Below are 25,562 nucleotides of genomic sequence, written 5' to 3' on the forward strand. Positions count from 1 at the left end.
GTTGGACTTCCATCTTTAGTATGGAGTAGAGGAGGCACTTTCATTCTGAAAGGTTATTAAGTTTTTTATTAGGTCCTTGGATAATAGATAGGTGCTATTGTTTTTTAAGCGTTTTTTCTGTTCTAGGATTCCATTATGATAGGCATAATCATCGGTCGGCGTTTTGTTTTCTCAAATAGGAAACGACTTAAAACTTCTCTAACATTGTTTTTTAGTTGTGACCATTCCATGATGTTTTGTTCTTTACATCTCGTTAATGTTTCCTGGACGAGTTCTTCGGCTTCCCTAATCAAGTCCTCAGATTCTCTTACGTAAACGAAACCGCGAGAAATGATGTTAGGGCCTGCAATAGCGTTGTTTGTCCGTTTATTCAGAGTGAAGACAACGACAAGAATTCCGTCCTTAGAAAGGAGCCTTCGGTCTCTTAATACGATATTTCCTACATCGCCAATGCCAAGCCCATCTATGAGAACATTTCCTGTAGAAATTTTGCCAATTTGTTTCCCTTTACGGTTTTGAAATTCAACACATTCTCCTTTTTCCAAAAGAAAAATATTTTCAGGATGTACAGAACATGTTTTCGCTAACTCTCCGTGAGCATACTGCATTCTAAATTCTCCGTGAACGGGAATAAAATAACGAGGTTTGATCAAATTTAGCATGAGTTTCAGCTCTTCTTGATGACCATGACCCGAAGCATGAATTTTATCTTTGCCAAAAATGACGTCGGCTCCAGATCTGTGCAGCAAGTCCACGGTTTGTGAGATCGATTTTTCATTTCCTGCTGAAGGAGCAGCTGAAATGATGACACGATCCTTCGCTTTCATCCGCACATGCTTATGAGTTCCTTTGGCCATTCTGGAAAGAGCGCTCAATGGTTCATTTTGACTGCCTGTTGTTAACATTACCAGTTTGTCATCATCGTGTTGACTCATTTCCTCTATTCCAATTAACATCTCATCAGCAATTGACAGATAATCAAGACGTCGTGCGATGTTGATTACCCGTTTCATCGTGCTCCCTACCGGAATTAGCTTACGGCCAGTATTGTATGCCGCATCGATAACTTGCTGGATTCGCTGAATATTCGTCGAAAATGTAGCTACAACCATTCTGCCAGGCGCATCGTAGAACGCTTCATTTAAACTTTGACTGACTTTTGACTCACTTAAACTGTTTCCTGGCTTTTCTGCATTCATACTGTCAGAAAGAAGACATAGAACACCTTTCTCTCCTAAAGATGCGATCTTGTATATTTCAGTATCATTCCCATCTATTGGTGTTTGGTCAAATTTAAAATCTCCGGTATATACAATCGGACCCTGGGACGTATGAATACAAATACCAACTGCATCTGGAATGCTGTGTGTTACATGGAAAAAGGTGAGCGGTGTTCGTCCGACGCGTATTTTAGAATTCTCATTAATTTCTTTTAACTGAGGTTTTTTAACACCTTTTAAGTCATTGCACATCTCTTTAACAAAAGCGAGTGTTAATTTCGTGCCGTATATTGGCACGTCTACTTCCCTTAATAAGTAGGGTATGGCTCCGATGTGGTCATCGTGACCGTGGGATAAGAGGATTCCTTTAATTCTTTCCTTATTCTCGATTAGATATGACATATCCGGTATGACTAAATCCACACCGAGCATATCATCTTCAGGAAACATTATACCGCCATCAATCACAAGGATTTCATCGTCCAACTCCACTACGTACATGTTCTTTCCGATCTCGCCAATACCGCCCAAAGCAAAGATTCGAATGTTTTCTGTTCGTTGGTTTGACAATGTTTTTCCTCCTATAGTTTTGTACCTATGTATTATTTATATCGCCACCGCACATATCACTTATTTAAGTATAACGTACAATCAAAACGAAAGACAAGAAAGAGGATGTATCAAAACTCGGTCTTTAACCATTTGATACATCCTCGAATTTTCGTTTTAAATCTTTTTGAGTAGCTCAGACAGCCTCTGGCGCTCTTCAGAACTTAAAGGGATAATTGGTAAACGAACGCCACCAACATCAAGTCCTTGCAGCTGCAGAGCAGTTTTAACAGCTGATGGGTTAGGCGCCATAAACATGCCATTCATAACTGGAACGAGTTGTTGATGCAATTGACTGGCTGCTTGATGTTTCCCCTTTAAAAAGGATTCGATCATTGATTGCATCTCGTTTCCGAGTACGTGAGAGGCAACAGAGACGATCCCATTACCACCAATAGCCATGACGGGAAGAGTTAAACTATCATCCCCTGAATAAAGTGTAAAATCATCAGAAGTATTCGCAATGATTTCCGTCATTTGGTCAAGGTCGCCACTCGCCTCTTTAACAGAAACAATATTATCAATTTTCGATAGTTTAATTATTGTTTCAGCACTCATTTCTACCATTGTACGTCCTGGAACGTTGTAAAGCATGATCGGCAACTTCGTTTTATTTGCAATTGTTTTGAAATGTTCATACATGCCTTTTTGCGATGGTTTGTTGTAATAAGGAGCGACAAGCATTACGGCATCGACACCGGCTTTTTCAGCTTTTTTCGTAAACTCCACTGATTGATACGTATTGTTAGAGCCTGTTCCCGCGATAATTGGTACACGGTTATCCGCTACTTTAACAGTATGCTCGAACAAAGCAAGCTTCTCCTCATAAGATAATGTCGGTGATTCTCCTGTAGTTCCCGCAACGACGAGAGCTTCCGATCCGTTTTCAATTAAATGGTTTATCAGTTTCGTTGTTTTCGCAAAATCAACGTTTCCCTTTGAATCAAAAGGGGTCACCATAGCGGTTACAACGTGTCCAAAATTCATATGATCAACTCCTAAATATGGTCTTACTCTTGGTGTCCTAAAAATATTTCGTGCAAAGCATTCACAGCTTCAAACATGTCTTCTTCTTTCACTAATACCCAAATCGTCGTATGTGAATCCGCCGATTGAAGGATTTGGATGTTTCGTTCTGACAACGCTTCGACAATTTTGGAAGTAACTCCGGGCACTCCAGTCATCCCAGCCCCAACGGCTGATACTTTTGCACAATTTTTCATCGTCTCAGGAGCGAACCCGAGTGACTCGAGTACTTCGATTGCGCGATCACTAACGTCATCCTTCACTGTGTAAGCAACGCCCATTGGTTGGATGTTAATAAAGTCAACACTAATATTTTCATTAGCCATTGCTTTAAAAACTTTTGATTGAAGATCATATTCTCCTTCGGTTGCTCCAACTTTTATTTGGGTAACTTGATTTACATGGGCAATGCCAGTTATCGTTCGCTCTTCGACATCCTGACCGACTTCTTTAGCCGTTGTCGTTGTAATAAGTGTCCCTTCTGCATCTGAAGAGGTCGAGCGAATCCGAATTGGAACTTTAGCTTGCATCGCAATTTCAACAGCGCGCGGATGGATAACTTTTGCTCCTTGGTATGCCATGTTACAAATTTCATTATAGGTGACAACTGGCAAAGGCTTTGCTTTGTCGACAATTCTCGGGTCTGCTGTCATAACACCTTCAACATCGGTAAAAATATCGACCACTTTCGCATTCAAAGCAGCCCCTAGAGCTGTGGCGGACGTATCAGACCCTCCACGTCCGAGTGTTGCTGTTGTCCCTTTTGGAGTTTGCCCCTGAAATCCGGTAACGATTACTACATCAAATTCAGAAAGCGTCGTTTTTAATTCATCTACTTTCATTTCAGTAATCTTGGCATCCATGTATTCTTCATTCGTTCTAAAGCCTGCTTGTGCTCCTGTTATGGCACAGGCATTAATACCCTTTTCATTTAAGAGCTGAGAAAATACAACCGAAGAAACGACTTCACCGCAGGAAGCAAGTAGATCCAGCTCACGCTTTGAAACGTCGGATTTGAGTCCTCCAACTAAATTCAGTAGTGTATCGGTGGCATACGGGTCACCCGTTCTTCCGATCGCCGAGACAACTACGACGATTTTACCACCTGGCTTTAATGCATTTATTACATGATTTGCAGCCATCTCCCTCATTTCAGTTGATTTAAGAGACGAACCGCCGAATTTTTGTACTGTAATATCCATGACACACCTCAGATTTCTCTACTTTAAAATTCCCTTTTTTACAAGAGTTTGCGCGATTTGAACAGAATTTAGTGCTGCACCTTTGAGTAGGTTATCTGAAACAACCCAGCAATGGAATCCTTTTGTATTATCCAAATCAGGACGAAGCCGTCCAACAAATACATCATCTTTTCCTGTTGCGTCAACAGCCATTGGATACAATTGTTCTTCAGGATTATCCATTACGGTAATTCCCTCAGCTTGCTGGAGCTCAGCTAAAATGTCTTCCCTTGTGACGCCATCCTTCTCTAATTCGAAATAAACCGATTCGCTATGTCCAGTTTCGATTGGTAAACGGACGCAAGTTGCTGCTACTTGAAGGGATGTATCACCGGTAATCTTCTTTGTTTCATTAATCATTTTCATTTCTTCAAACGTATAACCGTTTTCTTGGAAAAGATCAATTTGCGGAACAGCATTAAATGCGATCTGATAATGCTTTTTATCTCCCGCAACAGGAAGTAATTTTGCTTTGGCATTTTCGCCTTCAATTACTTGCTGTGACTGGGTATACATTTCATCAATTGCATCAGCTCCTGCACCGGAGACTGCTTGATACGTACTTACAATAATTTTCTTAAGTCCAAACGCTCTTCGGACCGGTTCAAGAGCAGCCACCATTTGAATCGTTGAACAATTTGGGTTACTAATGATCCCTTGGTGATCCTCTAAATGGTGAGGGTTTACTTCAGGGACGACGAGCGGAACATTGTCATCCATCCGAAATGCACTCGTGTTGTCAACGACAATAGCTCCTCTATTTACTGCTTCAGAAGCTAATTTTTTTGAAACTGAGCCTCCCGCACTAAATAGGGCAAGATCAATGTCTTCAAACGATTCAGGTGTAGCTTCTTTTACTTCTACTTCTTCACCTTTAAAAACTACTTTTGTTCCAGCAGAACGTTTTGATGATAACGGTAAAATAGATGCTATTGGAAATTCAAGTCTTTCTAATGTTTTCATCATTTCTTTTCCTACTGCTCCTGTTGCCCCGACAACGGCAACGTGATATCCACGATTTTCTACCATGATAATCCCCTCTCCTTTACCTTTCAATTTCGACTACTAAAACAATAATTCGGTCCATTTTCAGATTTAATGACACCCATTTTACTGCACTTATACTATGTTTTGATACAAATTCGCCTTCACATTTTATAGAAGAATTCGTTCCACATCCTCTAGTATAAATGCAACGTAGTTAAGGGTTAATCCCTTAACTACGATTTTTTTATCAATTCACCAGATGTGTATCGTTGTTGCACTAATTCTATTTTATCAATTGTGGAGAGATTTTTCATCATTGATTATATCTTTCAATGAGAACAGGTTGATATTGCTTGCCATTTAATGCAGCTTCGACAGTATCTTGTATTTTTGTCATATCCGCTACGAGTGAAGTTGGCTTTTTAAACGGGTGATCTTGCCCAAATGGAATGAAATAAATATTTTTTGTTGCCATCAACCGCATGATGTTTACCCCATTTAACCCTAGTGCATCATTTGTAGAAATACCGAGAACAACAGGGTTTCCATTCCGTAATGTCGCTTTTGCTCCCATAAGAACAGGTGAGTCTGTCAACGCATTGGCGAATTTACTCGTAGAACCTCCTGTTAAGGGAGCAATAACCATGCAATCGAGTGGTGTTTTAGGTCCGAAAGGTTCAGCTGTTACAATGGAATTCACAATCGGTTCTTCCGTAATACTTTTAATTCTCTCTATCCAATCATCACTTTTACCGAACTTTGTATTTGTGCTTTGAACGGTATGTGTGACAAAGGGTGTAACTTTTGCCCCGAGATTTACCAGTTTCTCAATTTCCGGCATTACTTCCTCGTACGTACAATGAGACCCCGTTAACCCAAAGCCAATATGCTTTCCTTTTAAGGACATGAAAAAATCCTCCCCTCAGTTTTTCCGCTGACCAATCAACAAAGACGATAGTACATTTGCAATAATCCGACCCGCTGTTTTAGGAGCAACAATTCCTGGTAATCCAGGAGCTAGTAGTGCCTTAATCCCCCTTTTTTCAGCATAACGAAAGTCCGTGCCCCCAGGCTTTGAAGCTAAATCAACAATTAATGCATGAGAAGGCATTTTAGCTATTACCTTAGCTATTAAAATTTCATCTGGAATGGTATTAATAATCACATCACTATTTTCAGCGTGGTTTTCCAGTTCATTTAATGAAATCGGTTCTACTCCGCTTTCAAACGCTCTTGCTAATAACTCTGTCTCTCTCGCGGCTACTTTTACTTTAGCACCTAGTTGTCTAAATGTATGGGATACCGTCATTCCAACCCTTCCAAACCCTAATACAATAACTCTGGAGGAATGAATAGTGGTGTCGGTATTCTGAATCACCATCATCACTGTTCCTTCTGCAGTAGGAATTGAGTTATAAATCGCTACATCATCCCGATTAAACAGCTCAACAAATGGGCGTTTGTACTTTTGTAATAAATTTCGAAGAGAATCCGTTGATATTCCAGAGTAAATCGTTGTTGTTTTCTTCGTACGACTGATCCATTCCGAATCGATCTTAATCGTTTCACCAGAGAAAATTGACTCCACTTCATCTTTGGAATTCATTCCACTTACAGGTAAAACTATGGCATCAATACTTGTCGGGTCTAATGTTTGTAACGTTTGCTTCTTAGCTCCTGCAACCCCGTCATCTAATTGATCGAAGCCAACCAGGGACAGCTTTGCATCTAACTCTGATAGCTTGCGAATAATCTCTAGTTGTCTGGCATCACCGCCAATAATCGCTACGTGCATATCAGTTAACACACTTTTTTCTCCCCTTTCTCCCAATTCTTTATTGAAGGGGAACCAACTTGCGATGTTCTTCATCCACATACTATGTATTCGCACAAATGAACGTGCTAAACGGAAACCGCGTTCTTAAAAGAATTGTTTATTCGGGCTCAAATGATGTTACCGATAAATGAAGTTGTCCCATTTGAGTTGAAAAGTTTTTTATCAAACATAAAAAAACACCCGCCTGAAGGGCGGACGTTTTTAGCCTGGAAGACTACTACTTCTATTTTGTGTAGGGAATTTCTCATAAAATTAAGCGGTCGTTGTTCAATGTTGAACGTCGATAATAATCATATCTGTGCCGATTTTTTTTATTTGATTCCAGTACACCGTGACTTCCTTATCTTTTTTTCCAAGTCCAAACCATTTGAGTGTCGGAATGACAAAGGCTTGTATTTGCCCTGTATTTTCGTCAATCACTAGGTCGGTCTGACCGAGGACACCGAGGCGTTCTCCTTTATGAAAATCGATAATTTCTTTGTTACTAATCTCACTAAGGCGCATGTGATCACTCCTTTACTCTCTTTTATTGCGTGTTCAAAAGAGGACAAAAAGAGCCGAGAAGATCAAGAGGCGTATGGTGTTAATACGTGAGTCTGCGTGAGCCACAGGACGTGGCAGTTGTTAGCAGAAGATCGTTAAAACAGCTATCTTTCCCGGACTTTTTAAACATCCTCTTTTAATTATATTATGAAGCTGAAAGTAAAACATGCGCACATGTCTAGGAGCGAAGAGAGCTTGGTAATTTACCGTCGGGGCTCACTAGTGTCATCGCAAAATCTTGAGAAAACAGATCATAACTAAGCTTCTTGACATCTGCAAGGGAAACGCGTTCAATTTCTGTAACGATTTCATCCAAGTTACGGTGGCGACCAAGAAGCAGCTCATTTTTCCCATTTCTGCTCATCCGGCTGTTTGTGCTTTCTAACCCAAGCATCAAACTTCCTTTTAGTTGCTCCTTTGCATTTTTTAATTCTTTTTCGGTAAGTCCTTTCTCTTTAACAGAGTCGATGACAGACATTAGGCAACCGTACATTTCTTCCAAATGTTTAACTGCCGTTCCAGCATAAATTGTCAAGAGTCCTGTATCATGAAATCCACTATGATACGAAAATACCGAATAGGCAAGCCCTCGGTTTTCACGAATTTCCTGAAATAAGCGGCTACTCATCGAACCACCGAGAACATTATTAAGAAGGACAAGATTATACACGTCTTCATGTCCAATGGCTATTCCTTCATATCCGAGACAAAGGTGAGCTTGTTCCGTTTCTTTTTTTCTGCCCATTTTTTCATATTTAAATCTTGGTCTCTCCAGCGATTTATCAGAATCAAACTGCCTCATATTTCGAAATGTTTCTTGAATAAATTCTACAAACGATTCATCAACATTACCGCACACCGAAATAACAACATTGTCTGCATTGTAAAACTGGTCCATATATTCTATTAATGAATCTGCTGAAAAGCTATCGAGCGAATCTTCGGTTCCTAAAATAGGAAAACCAAGAGGATGTTCCCCGTAACCAGCTTGACTCAATAGGTCATGAACGATATCGTCGGGAGTATCTTCATACATTTTGATTTCTTCTAAAACAACGCCTTTTTCTTTCGCCATTTCTTTGGAATCAAACGTTGAGTTAAAATACATGTCTGCTAACACTTCTAAAGCATGTTCGGCGTGATCATCTAAAACTTTAGCATAATAACAAGTGTATTCTTTCGATGTGAAAGCATTTACCTGGCCGCCAATTGAATCAAAGGACTCGGCTATTTGCTGGGCATTGCGAGACTTCGTTCCTTTAAAGAACATATGCTCTAAGAAGTGTGAAACCCCATTTTGTTTTTTCGTCTCAAACCGTGAGCCTGTACCAATCCAAATCCCGATTGAAACTGACCTTACTGTATTGTTTGGTTCAAATACGATTCTTAATCCATTATCACTTACTATTCGCTTGATCAAATGACATCCTCCTAATACCACGTCTGGTGTTGTTTTGACATGATGCGTTGTTCATTCAATAGGTCTGAAACGGGGCCAATCGTAAAGCCTTTTTCTTTTAATCCACTAATCATTTTTTCTAACCCGTCACTTGCTGATGACGTTGGGTGCATTAACACTAGAGTACCTGCTTCTGATTTATTAATAATTTTCTCTGCCATTTCGTCAGGCACGGGGTTGCGCCAATCGATCGTATCTGCCGTCCACATCACCGTGTGCATTCCTAACTCGTCCGCAATATCTACAACATCTTGCCGAAAGCTGCCGCTTGGTGGCGCGAACCATCTTGGTACAACGCCTACTGTTGCCTGGATAATTTCATTTGTTTTCGTCAGTTCTTCATAAATTCTTGCATTTGAAAGCTGCTTCATGTCTGGGTGAGAATATGCATGGTTTCCGATTTCATGCCCTTCTTCTACAATCATTTTAGCAAGTTTTGGGTTTTTTTTCACCCATGAGCCGTCTAAAAAGAACGTCGTTTTTACATCATGCTCCTTCAGCGTCTTCAACATATCTGGTAAGTACTCATTACCCCATGCCACATTTACCATTAAAGAAACCATCATTTTCTCAGGATTTCCCCGATAAATCGGATTCGGTGGCAAATCATCGAGTGACACCTTTGGGGGGGATTGTTTATACACAAGTTTTTTTACATCAAACGTACCGTTCTTTTTCATTTTCTCGTATGAAGCAGCGACATTTACTTCTACTCCATTAATTCCCGGGACTGCTTTCCAGACATTGTCTACTTTTGCATCTACGGCAGGAATTTCATAATTATCCTTTCGGTCCATGATATCCTGATATAACGGATTTTCTGCCTTAAATACCGGAGATACTGTTTGTTGCTTTATTTCGTGTATATAACTGGTCGTGATCGGATTTTGAACGCTGGCAAAAGATAAGAGCAGTATAAATAGAAAGGTGCTCCATTGAAGGATAAATTTCTTTACCATAGGCTGTCCCTCCTCATCAGTAAAATATGCATGGAAAAGACCAGGTAGAACGCTGCCTTACTGAAAATTGCCATCCTCCAATGAAGAGGTTTTGCCTTCAACTAAAATGATTACCCTTCTTTTTGACACACTTAAAGCTTAAGAAAAGCGCGATGCACCTGGAGCTAGACATTGAAACGGATAATTCCTTATATTTACTGCTATTAAAAAAAGACCGGAATTCCGGTCTTCACATTTATTTTGATTCCTCAGGAAGTACGGCTTTTCGTGATAAATTCACACGGCCCTGATTATCTATTTCAGTTACTTTAACTAACACTTCGTCACCGATGGAAACAACGTCTTCCACTTTTTGCACTCGCTCTTTTGCTAGTTGAGAAATGTGAACAAGACCGTCCTTGCCTTTGAATAGTTCAACAAATGCACCGAACTTCTCAATACGTTTCACTTTTCCGAGGTACGTTTCTCCTACTTCAACTTCACGAACGATATCTTCAATAATGCCTTTTGCTTTTGTATTCATTGCAGCATCCGTTGAAGAAATGTAGACTTTTCCATCTTGTTCGATGTCAATTTTAACGCCAGTATCTTCAATGATCTGGTTAATGATCTTCCCGCTCGGGCCGATGACATCACGGATCTTATCAGGGTTGATACTCATTGTTAAAATTTTCGGAGCATACTCTGATAGTTCTGAACGAGGCTCTGCAATTGCACTCATCATGTTGTCTAAAATCCTCAGACGACCTGTTTGTGCTTGAGATAAAGCTTGCTCTAAAATATCACGATCAATTCCTTCGATCTTAATGTCCATTTGTAGAGCAGTAATTCCCTTTTGAGTTCCGGCTACTTTAAAGTCCATGTCTCCAAGGAAGTCTTCCATTCCTTGAATGTCTGTTAAGACTGAGACATCGGCTTGGTCTTTAACAAGTCCCATTGCAATTCCAGCTACAGGAGCTTTAAGTGGAACACCTGCTGCCATCATCGCGAGTGTGCTTGCACAAATACTTGCCTGGGAAGTAGAGCCATTTGATTCAAGTACTTCAGAAACGAGACGAATCGTATAAGGAAATGACTCTTCAGAAGGAATCACTTGTTCAAGAGCACGTTCTCCTAGTGCACCATGTCCAATTTCCCGGCGACCTGGTCCACGAATCGGTCCTGTTTCACCTACACTAAAAGAAGGGAAATTGTAGTGGTGCATAAAGCGTTTCGTTTCTTCAATGCCAAGTCCGTCTAACACTTGAACATCTCCTAATGCTCCAAGCGTACAGACGCTCATTGCCTGGGTTTGTCCACGAGTAAAGAGACCTGATCCGTGCGTTCGTGCTAATAAGTCGATTTGTGATGTTAACGGGCGGATTTCATCGATTTTACGTCCATCAGGACGGATTTTATCTTTTGTGATGAGGCGACGGACAATTCCTTTTAAAATTTTATCAAGAATTTCTTTCGCTTCACCGCCTCGGTCTATATCTTCAGAAGCATACTCTTCTGCCACCCGGTCCACCACTTCTTTAATGGCTGCTTCACGTGCATGCTTCTCAAATACCGTAGCTGCTTCTTTAAGGTCGGCTTCTGCTTTTTCACGAAGTTCTTTTTCAAGCTCAGGATCAACAGATGCCAATTTAATATCCATTTTCTCTTTACCGACTTTTTTAACTACATCTTCTTGGAAAGTAACAAGACGTTTGATTTCTTCGTGACCAAACATGATCGCCTCAAGCATGACATCTTCCGGTACTTCTTCCGCTCCGGCTTCCACCATATTGATCGCATCTTTTGTCCCTGCTACAACAAGATGGATATCACTTTTTTCCAGTTGCTCTGTCGTCGGGTTAATAACAAATTCGTTATCAACACGGCCAACAATGACACCTGCTACAGGACCTTCAAAAGGAATATCTGAAATAGATAACGCTAAAGAAGAACCAACCATGGCTGCCATTTCTGGAGAACAGTCTTGATCGTTACTCATGACGATACTGATGACTTGTACATCGTTTCTAAATCCATCTGCAAAAAGCGGACGAATAGGACGATCAATAAGGCGGCTCGTAAGGACTGCGTTCTCACTTGGACGACCCTCACGTTTAATAAAGCCGCCTGGAATTTTTCCCGCAGCATATAAGCGTTCCTCATAGTTGACGGTTAACGGGAAGAATGGTAAATCTTTTGGTTCCTTTGAGGCTGTTGCTGTACATAACACAGCCGTATCTCCGTATCGTACCATTACTGCACCATTTGCTTGCTTTGCAAATCGGCCAGTTTCGAATGTCATCGTACGACCGGCAAAATCAATTGAAAACATTTGCTTTTCTTGTTCCATAAGTACAAGTGCTCCTCTCATTCACATTTAACGTGAATATCTTACTCATTAGTTTTGACTTAAATTTATGTAGTAAACATAGCATCTTAGCCTTTTTATCATATCAAACCCTTTGACTAATTAGCAACGTCTTCCTGCTTTCACTCCTAAACAGTGCTTGAGTCAGGTAAATTTTTCCTTCATGTATAACAAAAAAGCGGGACTTATCCCGCTTTTCTCAATCATGCTTATCGACGTAAACCAAGCTTGTCAACGAGTTGACGATAACGAGCAACGTCTTTGTTACGCAAGTAAGTCAATAGGTTACGACGTTGACCTACCATTTTCAAAAGACCACGACGAGAGTGGTGATCCTTTTTGTGAGTACGTAAATGATCGTTAAGTGTCGTGATTTGCTTCGTTAGGATAGCAACTTGCACTTCTGGAGAACCAGTATCGTTCTCGTGAGTTTTGAATTCGTTGATGATTTCATTTTTGTGCTCTTGTGTTAAAGCCATCCATTACACCTCCTTCAATTATATCCCCAATCGCCTAGCGGACGTCGGTGACTCGTTCTGCCAAGTGATGGTTAACATCTTATAGCATACTAGTTTTCGCTGTGAAAATCAAGGTTTCCCATTGTTTTTTCACACTATTTTTCAAAGTAAGCTAAAGCTTCTACTTTGTCATTATTCAATTGGTCAATCAAGTCATCAACTGAAGAAAATGGACGCTCATCTCTAATTCGCTTTTTCCAGTTAATTTTAACCGTTTGACCGTACAAATCCCCATCAAAATTAAATACGTGAACTTCTACTGTGGGATCCCCATCTGACTTTTTATGAAAAGTAGGTTTATAGCCGACATTGCACATCCCATGATACCATCTATCTGCCGCTTCCAATTCAACGATATATACACCTGTCTTTGGAAGGAGATACGAAGAATCTTTATCTACGTTTGCTGTTGGAAAGCCAATCGTCCGTCCACGCTGGTCACCTTTTACAACTACCCCAGTTGTTTCATAGCTTCTACCGAGCAACTGACAGGTTTCAGTGACATCTCCTTGCCTAATGCAATTACGCACCCTCGTCGAACTGATTTTTTCTTCCTTTTTGTTAAGCTTACTTACGACCGTTTGGGTAAACTCTCCCCTTGAATGAAAGGGCATTGTCTCCATCGTCCCTTTACCCAATCGACCGTACGTATAATCAAACCCTGCAACCACATGTTTTACATTTAAATCAATTAAGTATTGATCGCAAAAACTCTGAGGAGTCAGTTCAGCAAAAGAAGATGTAAAATGGATTACAAATAAGTAATCAACATTCAACTTTTCAATTTCTGCCTTCTTTATTTTTAGCGGGGTTAAATAATCGACCTGCTCTCCCTTTCTTAATACTTCTTTAGGATGCGGGTCAAATGTCATAACGCCACTTTTCCATCCACGTTTTGAAGCCTCTTCTTTAGCTGTTCCAATGACTTTTTGATGACCAAGGTGAATCCCGTCAAAAAAGCCTAGAGCAAGTACTAGGGATGGAAAGTCGCTTCTATTATATTGATGAGGATGTTCGATATGAATCGTTTCCACGTTGCCACCTCTATTTATAGAAAGGGCATGATGCCAGGGAAAATGATCACTTTCATCATCTACAAATTCTGATCCTGAACAATAATAATGTCTCTTCCTTATGAAAATGCTGCGCAGATTTTCCAATTATTTGCAACAAACACCTAAGGTTAAGTTCATTTCTACACTTTCAGCATTTTTTCCGGCTTCATCATACCTTCTTTGTTTGGGTGCTTTTGATAAATTGCTAAGCACTCCCCTTGTTGATTATACAAAGTGAAGCGAGATTCGTCCATCATTTTAGGCAAAGGAAGAACAGCACCATTTATAACCTTCTCTTCCATATTTTTATCGATAGTCATTCGCGGCCAGTTCTTCAATGCGTACTCAATAGGATACAGCGCTTCGTGTAACATTCCTTTTTCCTTTAACGCCATTAGCTGATGCTCAGTATAGCAATCCGCTTTAATAAACGATCCTGATGCAGTACGCCTTAAGCTTGACATATGAGAAGGGTAGCCAAGCATTTCTCCCATCGTGACAGCTAATGTTCGTATGTACGTACCTTTACTGCATTTTACCCGAAAGCGAAATGATAGTAAGCCATCCTCTTGTTTAACCGGAGATGTTCGGACAAGCTCATAAATTTGTACTTGACGTGATGGTCTGTCAATTTCAATTCCTTGTCTTGCATACTCATATAAGCGCTTACCTTTCACTTTAACTGCCGAATACATCGGTGGGGTTTGACTTATCGTGCCTACAAGACGCAAGAGGGTCCCATCGATTTCATCATCAAGAAGTGTTTTTTCGATTCGTTTTCGTTCCACTACTTCACCGGAAGCATCTTCAGTCGTTGTCGAATATCCAAGAGTTGCTTCTCCTTCATATTCCTTTCCTTCGGCTGTTAAGTACTCCACTAGCTTTGTAGCTTTTCCGATACAAATCGGAAGTACTCCTTCTACATCAGGGTCCAGCGTACCGGTATGTCCAATTTTTTTTAGTTCAAACAATCGTTGCATCTCTTTCACACAGTCAAATGACGTCTTTCCTTTTTCTTTCCATAAGGGGAGAATCCCCTGATATCTTTCACTCATCTTCATCACCTCGAACGTAAAAATCAAATTGCCGGAAATCATCGCCGCGAAGCTCTTCGACTGCGGATCATTTACACTTTCACAACTCTCAAAAAAAAGAGGATAGAGCGAATGTCTATCCTCGAAAAAGTTCTAATTACGATCATCCAGCTTACGAAGCAGCTCTTCGATTCTGTTTCCGCGCTCAATACTTTCATCAAATTTGAAAAACAGTTCTGGTGTTTTACGAATCTGAATCCGTTTACCGATTTCAGAACGAATGAATCCAGTCGCTTTCGAAAGTCCTTCAAGCGTTTGAGCTCGTTTCTCATCGTCACCGTAGACAGTGATAAATGCGGTAGCTTGCTGGAGGTCACCAGTTACATCCACGGCTGTAACTGTAACAAAGCCGACTCTTGGATCTTTAATTCCTCGCTGAATGATATCTGTTAGTTCTTTTTTTATTTGTTCTCCAATGCGATTTGCACGAACGTTACTCATCCTGTGCACCCCCAAAATGTAGTTGTGAATTCTATAGGCATTTTCAAAAAGCTGTTTTTGATATGATAAGATTATCGCTCGAATCCGCTACAGGCGGACGCTTTCCGCGGGCAATGCTTCACCTGCTCCTGCGGTTCCTCGTCGCAATAAGACATTCTTGCTTTTCCCGCTGAAGTCGCCGCCTTTCATTCCTTCGACTTATCAATAAAAACAACAATCTATGCGAAAAGAGGCTTGCAAAAAGGAGGATAAATGAACCCTAGCTTCTTAAAATATCCTTTAATGATTAAATCCATTCCCACCGCACCGAAGCCACTTCTATCTCGGGAACGCTGTCGATAAAGTCCAGTGCACGATTTAATTCCTGTTCTGCCCGTACTTTGTCTGAACTCACTACAGCAATGGCTATCTTTGTTCGCTGCCAGACGTTCTGATGGTCCGTTTCCGCAACAGATAGGTTAAAGCGATCGCGGAGACGTGTGACTACACTTTTTAATACAGCACGCTTTTCTTTTAGCGACTGTGCATCATAAATAATCGCTTCAATGGCAAGGGAGCCTATGATCACCGCTTGATTTCCTCCATTACGTAAGCTTCAATGACATCTCCTTCTTTTACGTCATTAAAGTTTTCAAGCGTAATTCCACATTCATAGTTCTTTGCTACTTCTTTTGCATCATCTTTGAAGCGTTTTAAATCGCGAATGCCACCTTCAAATTGGACAACACCATCACGAATTAAGCGCACTGTAGAATCTTTGGTAATTTTCCCATCTGTTACATATGAGCCAGCGATGGTACCAATTTTAGATACTTTAAATGTTTGACGGACTTCTGCTTGACCGATGACTTTTTCTTCGTACTCAGGATCAAGCATTCCCTTCATCGCTTGTTCTACTTCTTCAATGGCATTGTAAATGACACGGTGTAAACGGATGTCTACTTTTTCTTGATCAGCAGTACGTTTTGCATTGTTATCAGGGCGAACGTTAAATCCTATAACGATTGCATTGGAGGCACTGGCTAAGATAATATCAGATTCTGCAATGGCACCAACCCCTGTATGAATGATATTTACCTTCACACCTTCAACTTCAATCTTTTCTAACGAGCCACGCATCGCTTCAACTGATCCTTGAACATCAGCCTTAATAATGATATTAATATCTTTAATATCCCCTTGTTGGATCTGGTTAAACAAGTCGTCAAGACTTACTCTGGAAGTTTCACGACGCTGGGCTTCTTTTTCTTTAATCGCTCGTGATTCACCGATTTGACGAGCTTTCTTTTCATCTTCAAACACCATAAACTGGTCGCCCGCTTGCGGTACGTTATTTAAACCGGTAATTTCAACTGGCGTAGAAGGACCTGCATCCTTAACACGACGGCCGAGATCATTTACCATTGCACGGACACGCCCGAACGTGTTTCCTACAACAATCGGATCGCCGACTTTAAGTGTGCCTGTTTGCACAAGCAACGTAGCTACTGCTCCGCGGCCACGGTCCAATTCTGCCTCAACAACTGTTCCTCGTGCACGTTTATTCGGGTTCGCTTTTAACTCTTCTACTTCAGAAACAAGAAGGATCATTTCTAACAACTCGTCAATGCCTTCACCTTTAATAGCAGAAACGTTAACGAAAATGGTATCTCCACCCCACGCTTCCGCAACAAGACCATGCTCTGTTAGTTCTTGCATGACGCGATCAGGATTTGCCCCTTCTTTATCCATTTTATTCACAGCAATGATAATCGGAACTTCAGCTGCTTTTGCGTGATTAATCGCCTCTACCGTTTGCGGCATAACACCATCATCAGCTGCTACGACGAGAATCGTAATATCTGTTACTTGTGCTCCGCGTGCACGCATTGTTGTAAAAGCCGCGTGACCAGGAGTATCTAAAAAGGTAATCTCTTTATCATTCTCTTTAACTTGGTAAGCACCAATATGCTGAGTGATTCCACCTGCCTCACCAGCAGTAACTTTCGTGTGACGAATACTATCTAAAAGAGTTGTCTTACCGTGGTCAACGTGACCCATAATCGTAACAACAGCAGGGCGCTCCTGAAGATCAGCAGGGTCATCTTGTTCATCGATTGTTTCAAACTCAGCTTCATCGATGACAATTTCTTCTTCCACTTTAACACCAAAGTCTTCGGCTAGAAGTTCGATGGTGTCTTTGTCAAGTTCCTGATTAATTGTAGCCATAACACCAAGACCCATTAATTTTTTTATGATCTCAGAAGGCTCTTTGTTAAGCTTCTCAGCAAATTCGCCAAGGCTAATCGGAGCTGTATACGTAATCTCTTGCGGCATCGGTTTGGCTGCTGGACGTTTTTGCTCTTGATAATTACGGCGGTCATTTCGTTGATTGTTGTTTTTATTTCTGCTGTTGTTTCGACGATCGTTTTTCTTTCCTTGGTTGTTGTTACCTGGCTTGTTTGAACGTTTATTTGCAGATTTTTCATTCATAGGTGACTGATCACGTCCTTCATTACTTCTTTGCTTTTGTTTGCCTTGATTAGAAATGTCTTTTTTCGATTTATTTTGCGGCTTCGGCTGTGTTTTTTCACTTTTGCTTTGTGAATGGTTATTGTTCGATTCCAGTTTTTTGATCGCTGCTTCGTCAATAACACTCATATGATTTGAAACCTCTACTTTTGCTGCTTTTAAACGTTCAATAACTGCTTTACTAGTCGTATTTTTCTCTTTGGCATATTCATAAATACGCATCTTCCTCATATGTTTACCTCCCGCATTCATGGCACTCTTGGTCGCACAGTGATAATCAAGAGATTTTGAAGAGCCATGAATCTTTATTCCATTAACGACTTCAACTTTTTCGCAAAGCCGCTTTCTTCAACTCCCACTACTACTCTCTCATCTTTTCCAATCGCATTTCCAATGGATTGCCGTGTCCACTTAATGACTAGCGGCACGTCATAATAAGAGCATTTGTCTGTAAATCTCTTTTTTGTATTTTCTGAAGCATCTTCAGACATAATCACTAAGCGTAATTTACCTTTTCGAACGGCTTGTAAAACAACGTCTTCCCCTGTAACAAGAGCTCTTGCGCGATACGCAAGTCCAAGGAAATTCAACGCACGATCTTCCATTACTTGTTCTCCTTATCTATTTCAGCCATTAGCATGTCATAGACTTCAGAACTCACTTTTGTTTTTAAGTGACGGGAAAGAATATCCTTTTTCTTCGCTTGCTCAATTACATCTCTTGATGCTGTTAAATATGCTCCGCGTCCTGATTTTTTCGATGTTGGATCATAAATCACTTCTCCATCAGGGGTTCGGACGATTCGAGCAAGCTCTTTCTTCGGCATCATCTCGTTTGTCACAACACATTTTCGCAAAGGAGTTTTTTTAGTACTCATGCTTTTCACTCCTTAGTTCACATTGTCTTCCTCATCATAATCAGTAGCTGCACCTAAATCGTGATCCTCTACAATATCATCAGAATGAGTATACTCTTCGCTACCTTTTGCCTCTAGCTCTTCTTCTAATGGAGCATTCGGGTCATAAATACCGAGCTCTTCAGCATCTGATTGACTCTTAATATCAATCTTCCAACCCGTTAATTTCGCTGCTAGGCGGGCATTTTGGCCTCGCTTTCCAATCGCGAGAGAAAGTTGATAGTCAGGGACAACGACTTGAGTCATCTTTTCCTCTTCGTCTACAGTAACCTGAAGAACCTTCGATGGGCTGAGTGAATTGGCTACATAGACTTTTGGATCTTCTGACCAACGGACAATATCAATTTTTTCACCTTTCAACTCATTAACGATTGTTTGCACTCGCTGACCGCGTGGACCGACACAAGAGCCAACAGGATCAACTTCTGGATCTTCCGCATGAACTGAAATCTTTGAACGATCTCCAGCTTCTCGCGATACTGATTTTATCTCAACCGTCCCATCATAAATTTCTGGAACTTCGAGTTCAAACAATCGTTTTAAGAGACCCGGGTGCGTCCTTGAAATCATAATTTGCGGACCTTTTGTCGTTTTTTCAACTTTAGTAATAAACGCTTTGATCCGGTCGTTATGTTTGTAGTTTTCAGTTGGCATTTGCTCATTAAGAGGCATAATCGCTTCAACCTTGCCTAGGTCAACGTAAATAAATCGATGATCCTGACGTTGAACAATCCCTGTCATAATATCTTCTTCGCGATCTATAAAGTCAGAGTAGATAATTCCCCGTTCAGCTTCGCGCACACGTTGAGTGACGACCTGCTTAGCAGTTTGTGCAGCAATGCGTCCAAAGTCCTTTGGCGTTACTTCAATCTCAACTACATCATCTACCTCGTATTGCGGATTAATGGATCCAGCTGCGTCCAAAGAAATTTCTAACCTTGAGTCGAAAACCTCTTCAACTACAACTTTTTGTGCAAAAACGCGAATATCACCATTTTCACGGTCGATATTGACACGGACATTTTGTGCTTGATTAAAGTTCCGTTTATATCCGGTAATCAGCGCTTGTTCAATTGCTTCTAAAATGACTTCTTTGTCAATGCCTTTGTTTTTTTCGATGCTTGTCAGAGCATCCATGAAATCACTGTTCATGAGTTTTGGTTCCCCCTTTATAGAAAAGCGTAAGCGCTCGTACGCTGTCTCTTCCTCTAATAGTAAATACTACGATGCTTATGCTCGTCGCTAAAGCTAGTCCTAAAATTTGTTTCCTTATGATCTGTTGCTTTTTGAACGTATTTTCAACTCAAATATTGTTACAAACGCTCAAAAAATAAAGCAACACCCTTATATAATAGAGCCTTGAGGATCGTTTAAAAGATTACAGCTAGCCTTGCTTTTGCAACCTTTTCAAATGGTATTTGGACCGTTTTGGTTTTCGTTTTAATCGTTATGTCAATTGTAAGTATATGGCCGTCAAAGTCCGATAGCTTTCCTTCAAACACTTTGTCACCATCAATAGGTGCGTACGTAGTCACGTGCACATTTTTACCAATGGCGCGATGAAGGTCCTGTTCTTTTTTCAACGGTCGTTCTGCACCTGGTGAAGACACTTCTAAGTAATATGCTTGTTCGATAGGATCTTGCTCATCCAACGCTTCACTGAGCTTTTCACTCACGGCTGTACAATCATCTAAATCCACACCGTTATCAGAATCAATATACACACGCAAGAACCAGTTTTTTCCTTCTTTTATAAATTCAACATCCACTAGTTCGAGGTGTAAGTCATCCAATATTGGTTTCGCTAATGTTTCAGTGGTTTGTCTAATGTCACTAGCCAAAATTTCGCCTCCTTGCTTTAAACCTTTGGCCAAAATACTGTGAGCCTTTCATACGGTTTTTTTCACACAATGGATAAGAGATATTGTTGGTATACCCAAAAAACAGTTCTGTTAACAGACTTAGCGTAGAAGTTCTGTGAACTCTCCATTGTAGTATCTGTATAAAAAAGGGAGTGGAGAAGATCTGACTGCTTTTTTCCCCTTGACTTTTGAACACCCTCTTATATCCAAAAGAAAGAGTGGGACGCCCCCACTCTTTCCGCTGCCGTTATTCTAAGTATTGCCATCTTACTATAACATAAACCCCTAGGGGGCGCAAACAAACATTAGCCTTAAGAGCCTAGAATAGCGAGAGTTGATTAGAATCAGGCATTCCTTCTAAACAGCCATGATCATCTAAATTTTCCAGGACTGTTTTTGTTATTTTACTTCTTTCACGTAAATCTTCTTTGGAAAGGAATTCTCCCCCGTCACGTGAATTAACAATATTAATAGCCGCATTGGTTCCTACACCATTCAACGCATTAAAAGGTGGGATTAACGTATCTCCGTCCACGATGAACTCCGAGGCTTTTGACTTATATAAGTCAACTTTCTGAAAGGAGAAACCTCGCTCGCACATTTCTAATGAAAGCTCCAATACTGTGACCAAGCTTTTCTCTTTCGGAGACGCATCGAGACCCTTCTGGTAAATCTCCTCAATTTTCTTGCGGATGCTCGCTGAGCCGCGTGTCATTGTATCGAGATCAAAATCATCTGCTCTTACTGTAAAGTACGCCGCATAAAAAAGAATTGGATGATGAACCTTAAAGTAAGCGATTCTAACTGCCATTAAAACATAAGCAGCAGCGTGAGCTTTCGGAAACATGTACTTAATTTTTAAACAAGAGCTGATGTACCAATCAGGAACACCGTTCTTTTTCATTTCTTCGATCCAATCTTCTTGAAGCCCCTTACCTTTACGAACAAACTCCATAATTTTAAAGGCAAGTGAATGCTCGACACCTTTATAAATCAAGTAGACCATTATGTCATCTCGACAGCCGATCACATCTTTTAATACACAAGTACCATCTGCGATCAAGTCAGCTGCGTTATTTAACCATACATCGGTTCCGTGGGACAGTCCGGAAATTTGCACGAGCTCACTGAACGTGCTTGGTTTTGTATCCTCAAGCATTTGTCGCACAAAGCGAGTACCAAATTCAGGAATGCCATACGTCCCTGTTTTACACATGATTTGTTCTTCAGTTACTCCGAGCGATTCCGTTCCGCCAAATAATTTGAATACTTCTTTGTCATCGACTGGAATATCTTTTGGATCGATTCCGCTCAAGTCTTGCAGCATACGAATAACCGTAGGGTCATCGTGCCCTAATATATCAAGTTTTAATAAATTATCATGAATTGAATGAAAGTCGAAGTGTGTTGTCTTCCATTCTGAGTTCCGATCATCAGCTGGGAATTGGATCGGTGAGAAATCATAAATGTCCAAATGGTCAGGAACAACGATAATTCCCCCAGGGTGTTGACCTGTCGTTCGTTTTACTCCAGTACACCCTGAAACAAGACGATCGATTTCGGCACCTCTTAACCTTAATTGATGGTCGTCTTCATAGCCTTTCACAAAACCATATGCTGTTTTTTCCGCTACTGTACCGATCGTACCCGCACGGTATACATAATCTTCGCCGAAAAGTTCTTTCGTATAGTTATGGGCTACAGGTTGGTATTCTCCAGAGAAGTTTAAATCGATATCAGGTACTTTGTCTCCTTTGAACCCTAAAAATGTTTCAAAGGGGATGTCATGCCCGTCTTTATTATAAGCCTCTCCGCATTTCTCACAATCTTTATCAGGTAAATCAAACCCGGAACCGACTGTACCGTCATCAAAAAACACAGAATGATGACATTTCGGACAAACATAGTGAGGCGGCAGTGGGTTAACCTCTGTAATTTCCGTCATTGTAGCGACAAAGCTTGATCCCACTGACCCCCGAGACCCGACAAGATAACCGTCAATTAATGATTTTTTTACGAGCTTCTGAGAAATTAAATAGATAACGGAGAAACCGTTACTTATAATCGACTTAAGTTCTTTTTCTAGCCTCGCTTCGACAATTTCCGGAAGGTCCTCTCCGTATATATTTTTTGCCCGGTTGTAGCACATTTCCCGCATCTCATCGTCTGCCCCTTCGATATGTGGCGTATAAAGATCATCCGGGATCGGCTTAATTTCTTCAATTTGATCGGCAATCGCATTCGGATTTGTAACGACGATCTCTTTTCGGGTTTTTTCAGGTAAAAACGAAAAGCATTCAAGCATTTCATCCGTTGTACGATAATGGACATCAGGTAATGAATGGCGGTTTAATGGATTCGCTCCTCCCTGAGAGGCGATCAAAATTTTCCGATAGACTTTATCTTCTGGTTGAAGGTAGTGCACATTTCCTGTCGCAACTACCGGTTTTTCCAGTTTTTGACCGAGTTCAACGATATTTCGAACAATCTCTTTTAATTCCAGTTCATCTCGTATGATTTCTTTTTCTAAAAGTTTATAATAATTGCTCGGCGGCTGTACTTCAATATAGTCGTAAAAACGGGCGATGTCTTCCACTTCTTCCGGTGCTTTTTGCATCATCGCATCAAACACTTCTCCATTATCACATCCGGATCCAACGAGAATTCCTGTCCGATGTTGAGCAAGAACAGAACGCGGAATACGGGGAACCCGGTGAAAGTAATCAATGTGAGACATGGAAACGAGCCGATAAATATTTCTGAGACCTTCTTGATCTTTTGCCAGAAGGATACAATGGTTCGGCCGTTGTTTTTTGTATTCATCGCCTTTAGACTGGTGATTTAATTGATTATGGTTGATGATTCCTAGGTCAATAGCATCCTTCACCATTTTCCAGAGTAAATGACCTGTCGCTTCCGCATCATAAATAGCTCTATGGTGGGACACAAGCTCTATATTAAACTTTTTACAAAGAGTATTTAACCGGTAGTTACGAAAAGTCGGGTAAAGAAGCCTCGCGAGCTCCAGTGTGTCGATAACTGGGTTGGGAGTTTTATCATAGCCAATACGTTTATAGCCAGCATCTAAAAATCCCATATCAAAACTTGCATTGTGTGCAACTAGAATTGCGTCGTCCATCCATTCGTGGAAGTCTTTAAGCACATCTCCGACTTCTGGTGCCCCGTCTACCATATCGTCTGTGATCCCGGTTAATTCAATGATCGTCGGACTTAGTTTTTCGTGAGGATCTGCAAAGGACTCAAAACGGTCGATTATTTCACCGTCTTTTACTTTAACTGCTGCCAGTTCAATAATCGTATTATAAACAGCCGATAGTCCCGTCGTCTCAACGTCAAAAACAACGTACGTGTCATCATGCAAAGAGCGGTCCGATTCATTGTAAGCAATGGGTACACCATCATTTACAAGGTTCGCTTCCAGCCCGTAAAGGATTTTGACACCTTCTTTCTTCCCTGCACTATAGGCTTCCGGATAAGCTTGGACGACGCCGTGGTCAGTAATGGCAATCGCTTTATGATTCCACGTTTTCGCTTGAGCTACATAAGCTGAAACTGAAGTAATAGCATCCATTTGACTCATGGGTGAATGAAGATGCAGTTCAACACGTTTTTCATCTTCAGGCGCCTTATCTTTTTTCTCAATTGGCTGGACTTGTTGAATGTCCCGTGCCATCATCGTAAGGTCGCGTACAAAGGTATCGTATTGTACGCCACCTCTTACTTTTAGCCACATACCTTTTTTAATCGATTCAAGAACTGGCACGTCCTCTTTATCTTTAGAGAACATTTTCACTAAGATTGAATCTGTATAGTCGGTTACCTTAAAAGTTAATAGTGTTCTGCCACTTCGCAGTTCTTTTGTTTCCGCATCAAAAACATACCCTTGAATAGTGACGCGTCCTTCTTCTTCCACAATATCCTCAATCGGATTGGGATTTTCTTTTAATTTTTGTCCAATAGAAATAGAAGAAGTCGTGCCTAGTTCTTTAGCTTTCTTCTCTATTTTTTGTTTTTCCATCATCGCTTCGACTACTTTTGAATGGTCTTCTTCCTGTTTCTTTTCAACAAACTTTTCATACGCTTCTTTTGACTCCTGGACCGTTGTCTCAATTGTCATCGACGGAAAACCAGTTTCAATAAGTAATTTTTTTAATGGGTCTGTTACCTTTCGCTTGATCATTTCTGCTTCTGCATCGTTCATGGTAGATATGATCAATTTATTTTGTTCAACACGTGGCTCTTGACCACGCAAGCGCTGGATCAGGCCGTTCGTTGAATGTTTAAGTCCTTCCACGAAAAAAGGCCAATAACTAGCCAGGTATTTTTCAGGTTGAGCTTGTTGATCATAGCGAAACGTCAAATGCACCGTTGCAATATGCTGCAGCCCTTGTTTGATCGTCGTTTGTACAGCATCAAAGACTGGGTATGGTAACATGTACGGCAATCGAATAGTAAAGTGCCATTTCTTTTCGTTTTTAAAAACCTCGAGTTTTTCAATCCAGCCTTCCGTTAGATGAGCTTGGCGTATCTCTTCTGGCATTACGACTTGCTCAAGCAGCAAATCAAATCGCTCTCGGCGAATTTGTTGATCATCTTGCAAACCATTCCCCTCCTTTTAAAGAAAACTTGACTTACCGACAAGCATTTTCGACCGGCAGACTGAAGCCGCTTTCTGGCTTATTCTGACGGGCTAAAATGACCTCGTAGCTGTCTCTTCCTCTGCTAGTAATGCTCCGGTGTGTATCCGTCGAGACAACCCGCAGCTTATTCACGAAGTAATGCTTGTCGCTGGAGCTAGATGTTACTCCAATTACTAAAAAGGTATCCATAACCTAAGTAAATATAAATTCCTAAACGACAAGTCTGTAACTAGGAGATGGTACCCCGTATTGGAGTACCATCATCACAATCGATTG

Annotated in this window: 21 protein-coding genes; all 21 read right to left on the minus strand. The window is 40.8% G+C overall.

Annotated elements, in window-relative coordinates:
• Positions 1-122: 122 nt before the first annotated feature.
• Positions 123-1,790: a ribonuclease J gene (locus CDZ94_RS04675; RefSeq protein ID WP_096435353.1), complete on the minus strand. Its 1,668-nt coding sequence runs from the start codon at positions 1,788-1,790 to the stop codon at positions 123-125.
• A 156-nt stretch (positions 1,791-1,946) separates the two neighbouring features.
• Positions 1,947-2,816, minus strand: coding sequence for a 4-hydroxy-tetrahydrodipicolinate synthase (gene dapA, locus CDZ94_RS04680; protein ID WP_096435354.1), 870 nt, complete (start codon positions 2,814-2,816; stop codon positions 1,947-1,949).
• A 23-nt stretch (positions 2,817-2,839) separates the two neighbouring features.
• A complete protein-coding gene (gene dapG, locus CDZ94_RS04685) occupies positions 2,840-4,057 on the minus strand; it encodes an aspartate kinase (protein ID WP_096435355.1) in 1,218 nt (405 codons plus the stop codon).
• Between the two features lie 18 nt (positions 4,058-4,075).
• Positions 4,076-5,125: an aspartate-semialdehyde dehydrogenase gene (locus tag CDZ94_RS04690; RefSeq protein WP_096435356.1), complete on the minus strand. Its 1,050-nt coding sequence runs from the start codon at positions 5,123-5,125 to the stop codon at positions 4,076-4,078.
• A gap of 271 nt (positions 5,126-5,396) precedes the next feature.
• The gene (locus CDZ94_RS04695) at positions 5,397-5,990 is read right to left on the minus strand and encodes a dipicolinate synthase subunit B (protein WP_096435357.1); all 594 of its coding nucleotides are present in this window, start codon (positions 5,988-5,990) and stop codon (positions 5,397-5,399) included.
• Between the two features lie 15 nt (positions 5,991-6,005).
• On the minus strand, positions 6,006-6,890 hold the full coding sequence (gene dpaA, locus CDZ94_RS04700) for a dipicolinic acid synthetase subunit A (protein WP_096435358.1): 885 nt from the start codon (positions 6,888-6,890) through the stop codon (positions 6,006-6,008).
• 297 nt (positions 6,891-7,187) lie between these two features.
• Positions 7,188-7,424, minus strand: a complete 237-nt coding sequence (locus CDZ94_RS04705) for a YlmC/YmxH family sporulation protein (RefSeq protein WP_096435359.1) — start codon at positions 7,422-7,424, stop codon at positions 7,188-7,190.
• 217 nt (positions 7,425-7,641) lie between these two features.
• On the minus strand, positions 7,642-8,883 hold the full coding sequence (locus tag CDZ94_RS04710; protein ID WP_096435360.1) for a M16 family metallopeptidase: 1,242 nt from the start codon (positions 8,881-8,883) through the stop codon (positions 7,642-7,644).
• An 11-nt stretch (positions 8,884-8,894) separates the two neighbouring features.
• Positions 8,895-9,881 (minus strand): polysaccharide deacetylase family protein, encoded by a 987-nt coding sequence (locus tag CDZ94_RS04715; protein WP_096435361.1) that lies wholly within the window; start codon positions 9,879-9,881, stop codon positions 8,895-8,897.
• Between the two features lie 235 nt (positions 9,882-10,116).
• On the minus strand, positions 10,117-12,210 hold the full coding sequence (locus CDZ94_RS04720) for a polyribonucleotide nucleotidyltransferase (protein WP_096435362.1): 2,094 nt from the start codon (positions 12,208-12,210) through the stop codon (positions 10,117-10,119).
• Positions 12,211-12,437: 227 nt separating this feature from the next.
• Complete coding sequence (gene rpsO / locus CDZ94_RS04725; RefSeq protein ID WP_096435363.1) at positions 12,438-12,707, minus strand: 30S ribosomal protein S15; 270 nt, start codon at positions 12,705-12,707, stop codon at positions 12,438-12,440.
• A 134-nt stretch (positions 12,708-12,841) separates the two neighbouring features.
• Complete coding sequence (gene ribF / locus CDZ94_RS04730) at positions 12,842-13,780, minus strand: bifunctional riboflavin kinase/FAD synthetase (RefSeq protein ID WP_096435364.1); 939 nt, start codon at positions 13,778-13,780, stop codon at positions 12,842-12,844.
• A 161-nt stretch (positions 13,781-13,941) separates the two neighbouring features.
• Entirely contained in the window at positions 13,942-14,856 is a 915-nt protein-coding gene (gene truB, locus CDZ94_RS04735; protein WP_425352521.1) for a tRNA pseudouridine(55) synthase TruB, read from the minus strand.
• Between the two features lie 132 nt (positions 14,857-14,988).
• Positions 14,989-15,336 carry a 30S ribosome-binding factor RbfA gene (rbfA, locus tag CDZ94_RS04740; RefSeq protein WP_096435365.1) on the minus strand — a complete coding sequence of 116 codons (348 nt, stop codon included), beginning with the start codon at positions 15,334-15,336 and terminating at the stop codon, positions 14,989-14,991.
• A 286-nt stretch (positions 15,337-15,622) separates the two neighbouring features.
• On the minus strand, positions 15,623-15,901 hold the full coding sequence (locus tag CDZ94_RS04745; RefSeq protein ID WP_157812142.1) for a DUF503 domain-containing protein: 279 nt from the start codon (positions 15,899-15,901) through the stop codon (positions 15,623-15,625).
• Positions 15,901-18,078 carry a translation initiation factor IF-2 gene (gene infB / locus CDZ94_RS04750; protein WP_096435367.1) on the minus strand — a complete coding sequence of 726 codons (2,178 nt, stop codon included), beginning with the start codon at positions 18,076-18,078 and terminating at the stop codon, positions 15,901-15,903. The genes CDZ94_RS04745 and infB overlap by 1 nt, the downstream gene beginning before the upstream one ends.
• Before the next feature lie 74 nt (positions 18,079-18,152).
• Complete coding sequence (locus CDZ94_RS04755) at positions 18,153-18,452, minus strand: YlxQ family RNA-binding protein (protein ID WP_096435368.1); 300 nt, start codon at positions 18,450-18,452, stop codon at positions 18,153-18,155.
• A complete protein-coding gene (rnpM, locus tag CDZ94_RS04760; RefSeq protein ID WP_096435369.1) occupies positions 18,452-18,724 on the minus strand; it encodes an RNase P modulator RnpM in 273 nt (90 codons plus the stop codon). The genes CDZ94_RS04755 and rnpM overlap by 1 nt, the downstream gene beginning before the upstream one ends.
• A gap of 12 nt (positions 18,725-18,736) precedes the next feature.
• The gene (nusA, locus tag CDZ94_RS04765) at positions 18,737-19,915 is read right to left on the minus strand and encodes a transcription termination factor NusA (protein WP_096435370.1); all 1,179 of its coding nucleotides are present in this window, start codon (positions 19,913-19,915) and stop codon (positions 18,737-18,739) included.
• A 218-nt stretch (positions 19,916-20,133) separates the two neighbouring features.
• Positions 20,134-20,604, minus strand: coding sequence for a ribosome maturation factor RimP (rimP, locus tag CDZ94_RS04770; RefSeq protein WP_096435371.1), 471 nt, complete (start codon positions 20,602-20,604; stop codon positions 20,134-20,136).
• Between the two features lie 340 nt (positions 20,605-20,944).
• The gene (locus CDZ94_RS04775) at positions 20,945-25,246 is read right to left on the minus strand and encodes a PolC-type DNA polymerase III (RefSeq protein ID WP_096435372.1); all 4,302 of its coding nucleotides are present in this window, start codon (positions 25,244-25,246) and stop codon (positions 20,945-20,947) included.
• Positions 25,247-25,562: the final 316 nt, after the last annotated feature.

Origin of the sequence: Alteribacter populi, from assembly GCF_002352765.1 — a bacterium.
GTDB lineage: Bacteria > Bacillota > Bacilli > Bacillales > Salisediminibacteriaceae > Alteribacter > Alteribacter populi.

Bases quoted from the DNA above. Each gene is read 5' to 3' on its own strand.
- CDZ94_RS04755 (WP_096435368.1), bottom strand. From the start codon at position 18,452: ATGGAAGATCGTGCGTTGAATTTCCTTGGACTTGCGTATCGCGCAAGA.
- truB (WP_425352521.1), bottom strand. From the start codon at position 14,856: ATGAGTGAAAGATATCAGGGGATTCTCCCCTTATGGAAAGAAAAAGGA.
- CDZ94_RS04715 (WP_096435361.1), bottom strand. From the start codon at position 9,881: ATGGTAAAGAAATTTATCCTTCAATGGAGCACCTTTCTATTTATACTG.
- dapG (WP_096435355.1), bottom strand. From the start codon at position 4,057: ATGGATATTACAGTACAAAAATTCGGCGGTTCGTCTCTTAAATCAACT.
- CDZ94_RS04705 (WP_096435359.1), bottom strand. From the start codon at position 7,424: ATGCGCCTTAGTGAGATTAGTAACAAAGAAATTATCGATTTTCATAAA.
- CDZ94_RS04720 (WP_096435362.1), bottom strand. From the start codon at position 12,210: ATGGAACAAGAAAAGCAAATGTTTTCAATTGATTTTGCCGGTCGTACG.
- rpsO (WP_096435363.1), bottom strand. From the start codon at position 12,707: ATGGCTTTAACACAAGAGCACAAAAATGAAATCATCAACGAATTCAAA.
- CDZ94_RS04690 (WP_096435356.1), bottom strand. From the start codon at position 5,125: ATGGTAGAAAATCGTGGATATCACGTTGCCGTTGTCGGGGCAACAGGA.
- rnpM (WP_096435369.1), bottom strand. From the start codon at position 18,724: ATGAGTACTAAAAAAACTCCTTTGCGAAAATGTGTTGTGACAAACGAG.
- infB (WP_096435367.1), bottom strand. From the start codon at position 18,078: ATGAGGAAGATGCGTATTTATGAATATGCCAAAGAGAAAAATACGACT.
- rbfA (WP_096435365.1), bottom strand. From the start codon at position 15,336: ATGAGTAACGTTCGTGCAAATCGCATTGGAGAACAAATAAAAAAAGAA.
- CDZ94_RS04695 (WP_096435357.1), bottom strand. From the start codon at position 5,990: ATGTCCTTAAAAGGAAAGCATATTGGCTTTGGGTTAACGGGGTCTCAT.
- nusA (WP_096435370.1), bottom strand. From the start codon at position 19,915: ATGAACAGTGATTTCATGGATGCTCTGACAAGCATCGAAAAAAACAAA.
- dapA (WP_096435354.1), bottom strand. From the start codon at position 2,816: ATGAATTTTGGACACGTTGTAACCGCTATGGTGACCCCTTTTGATTCA.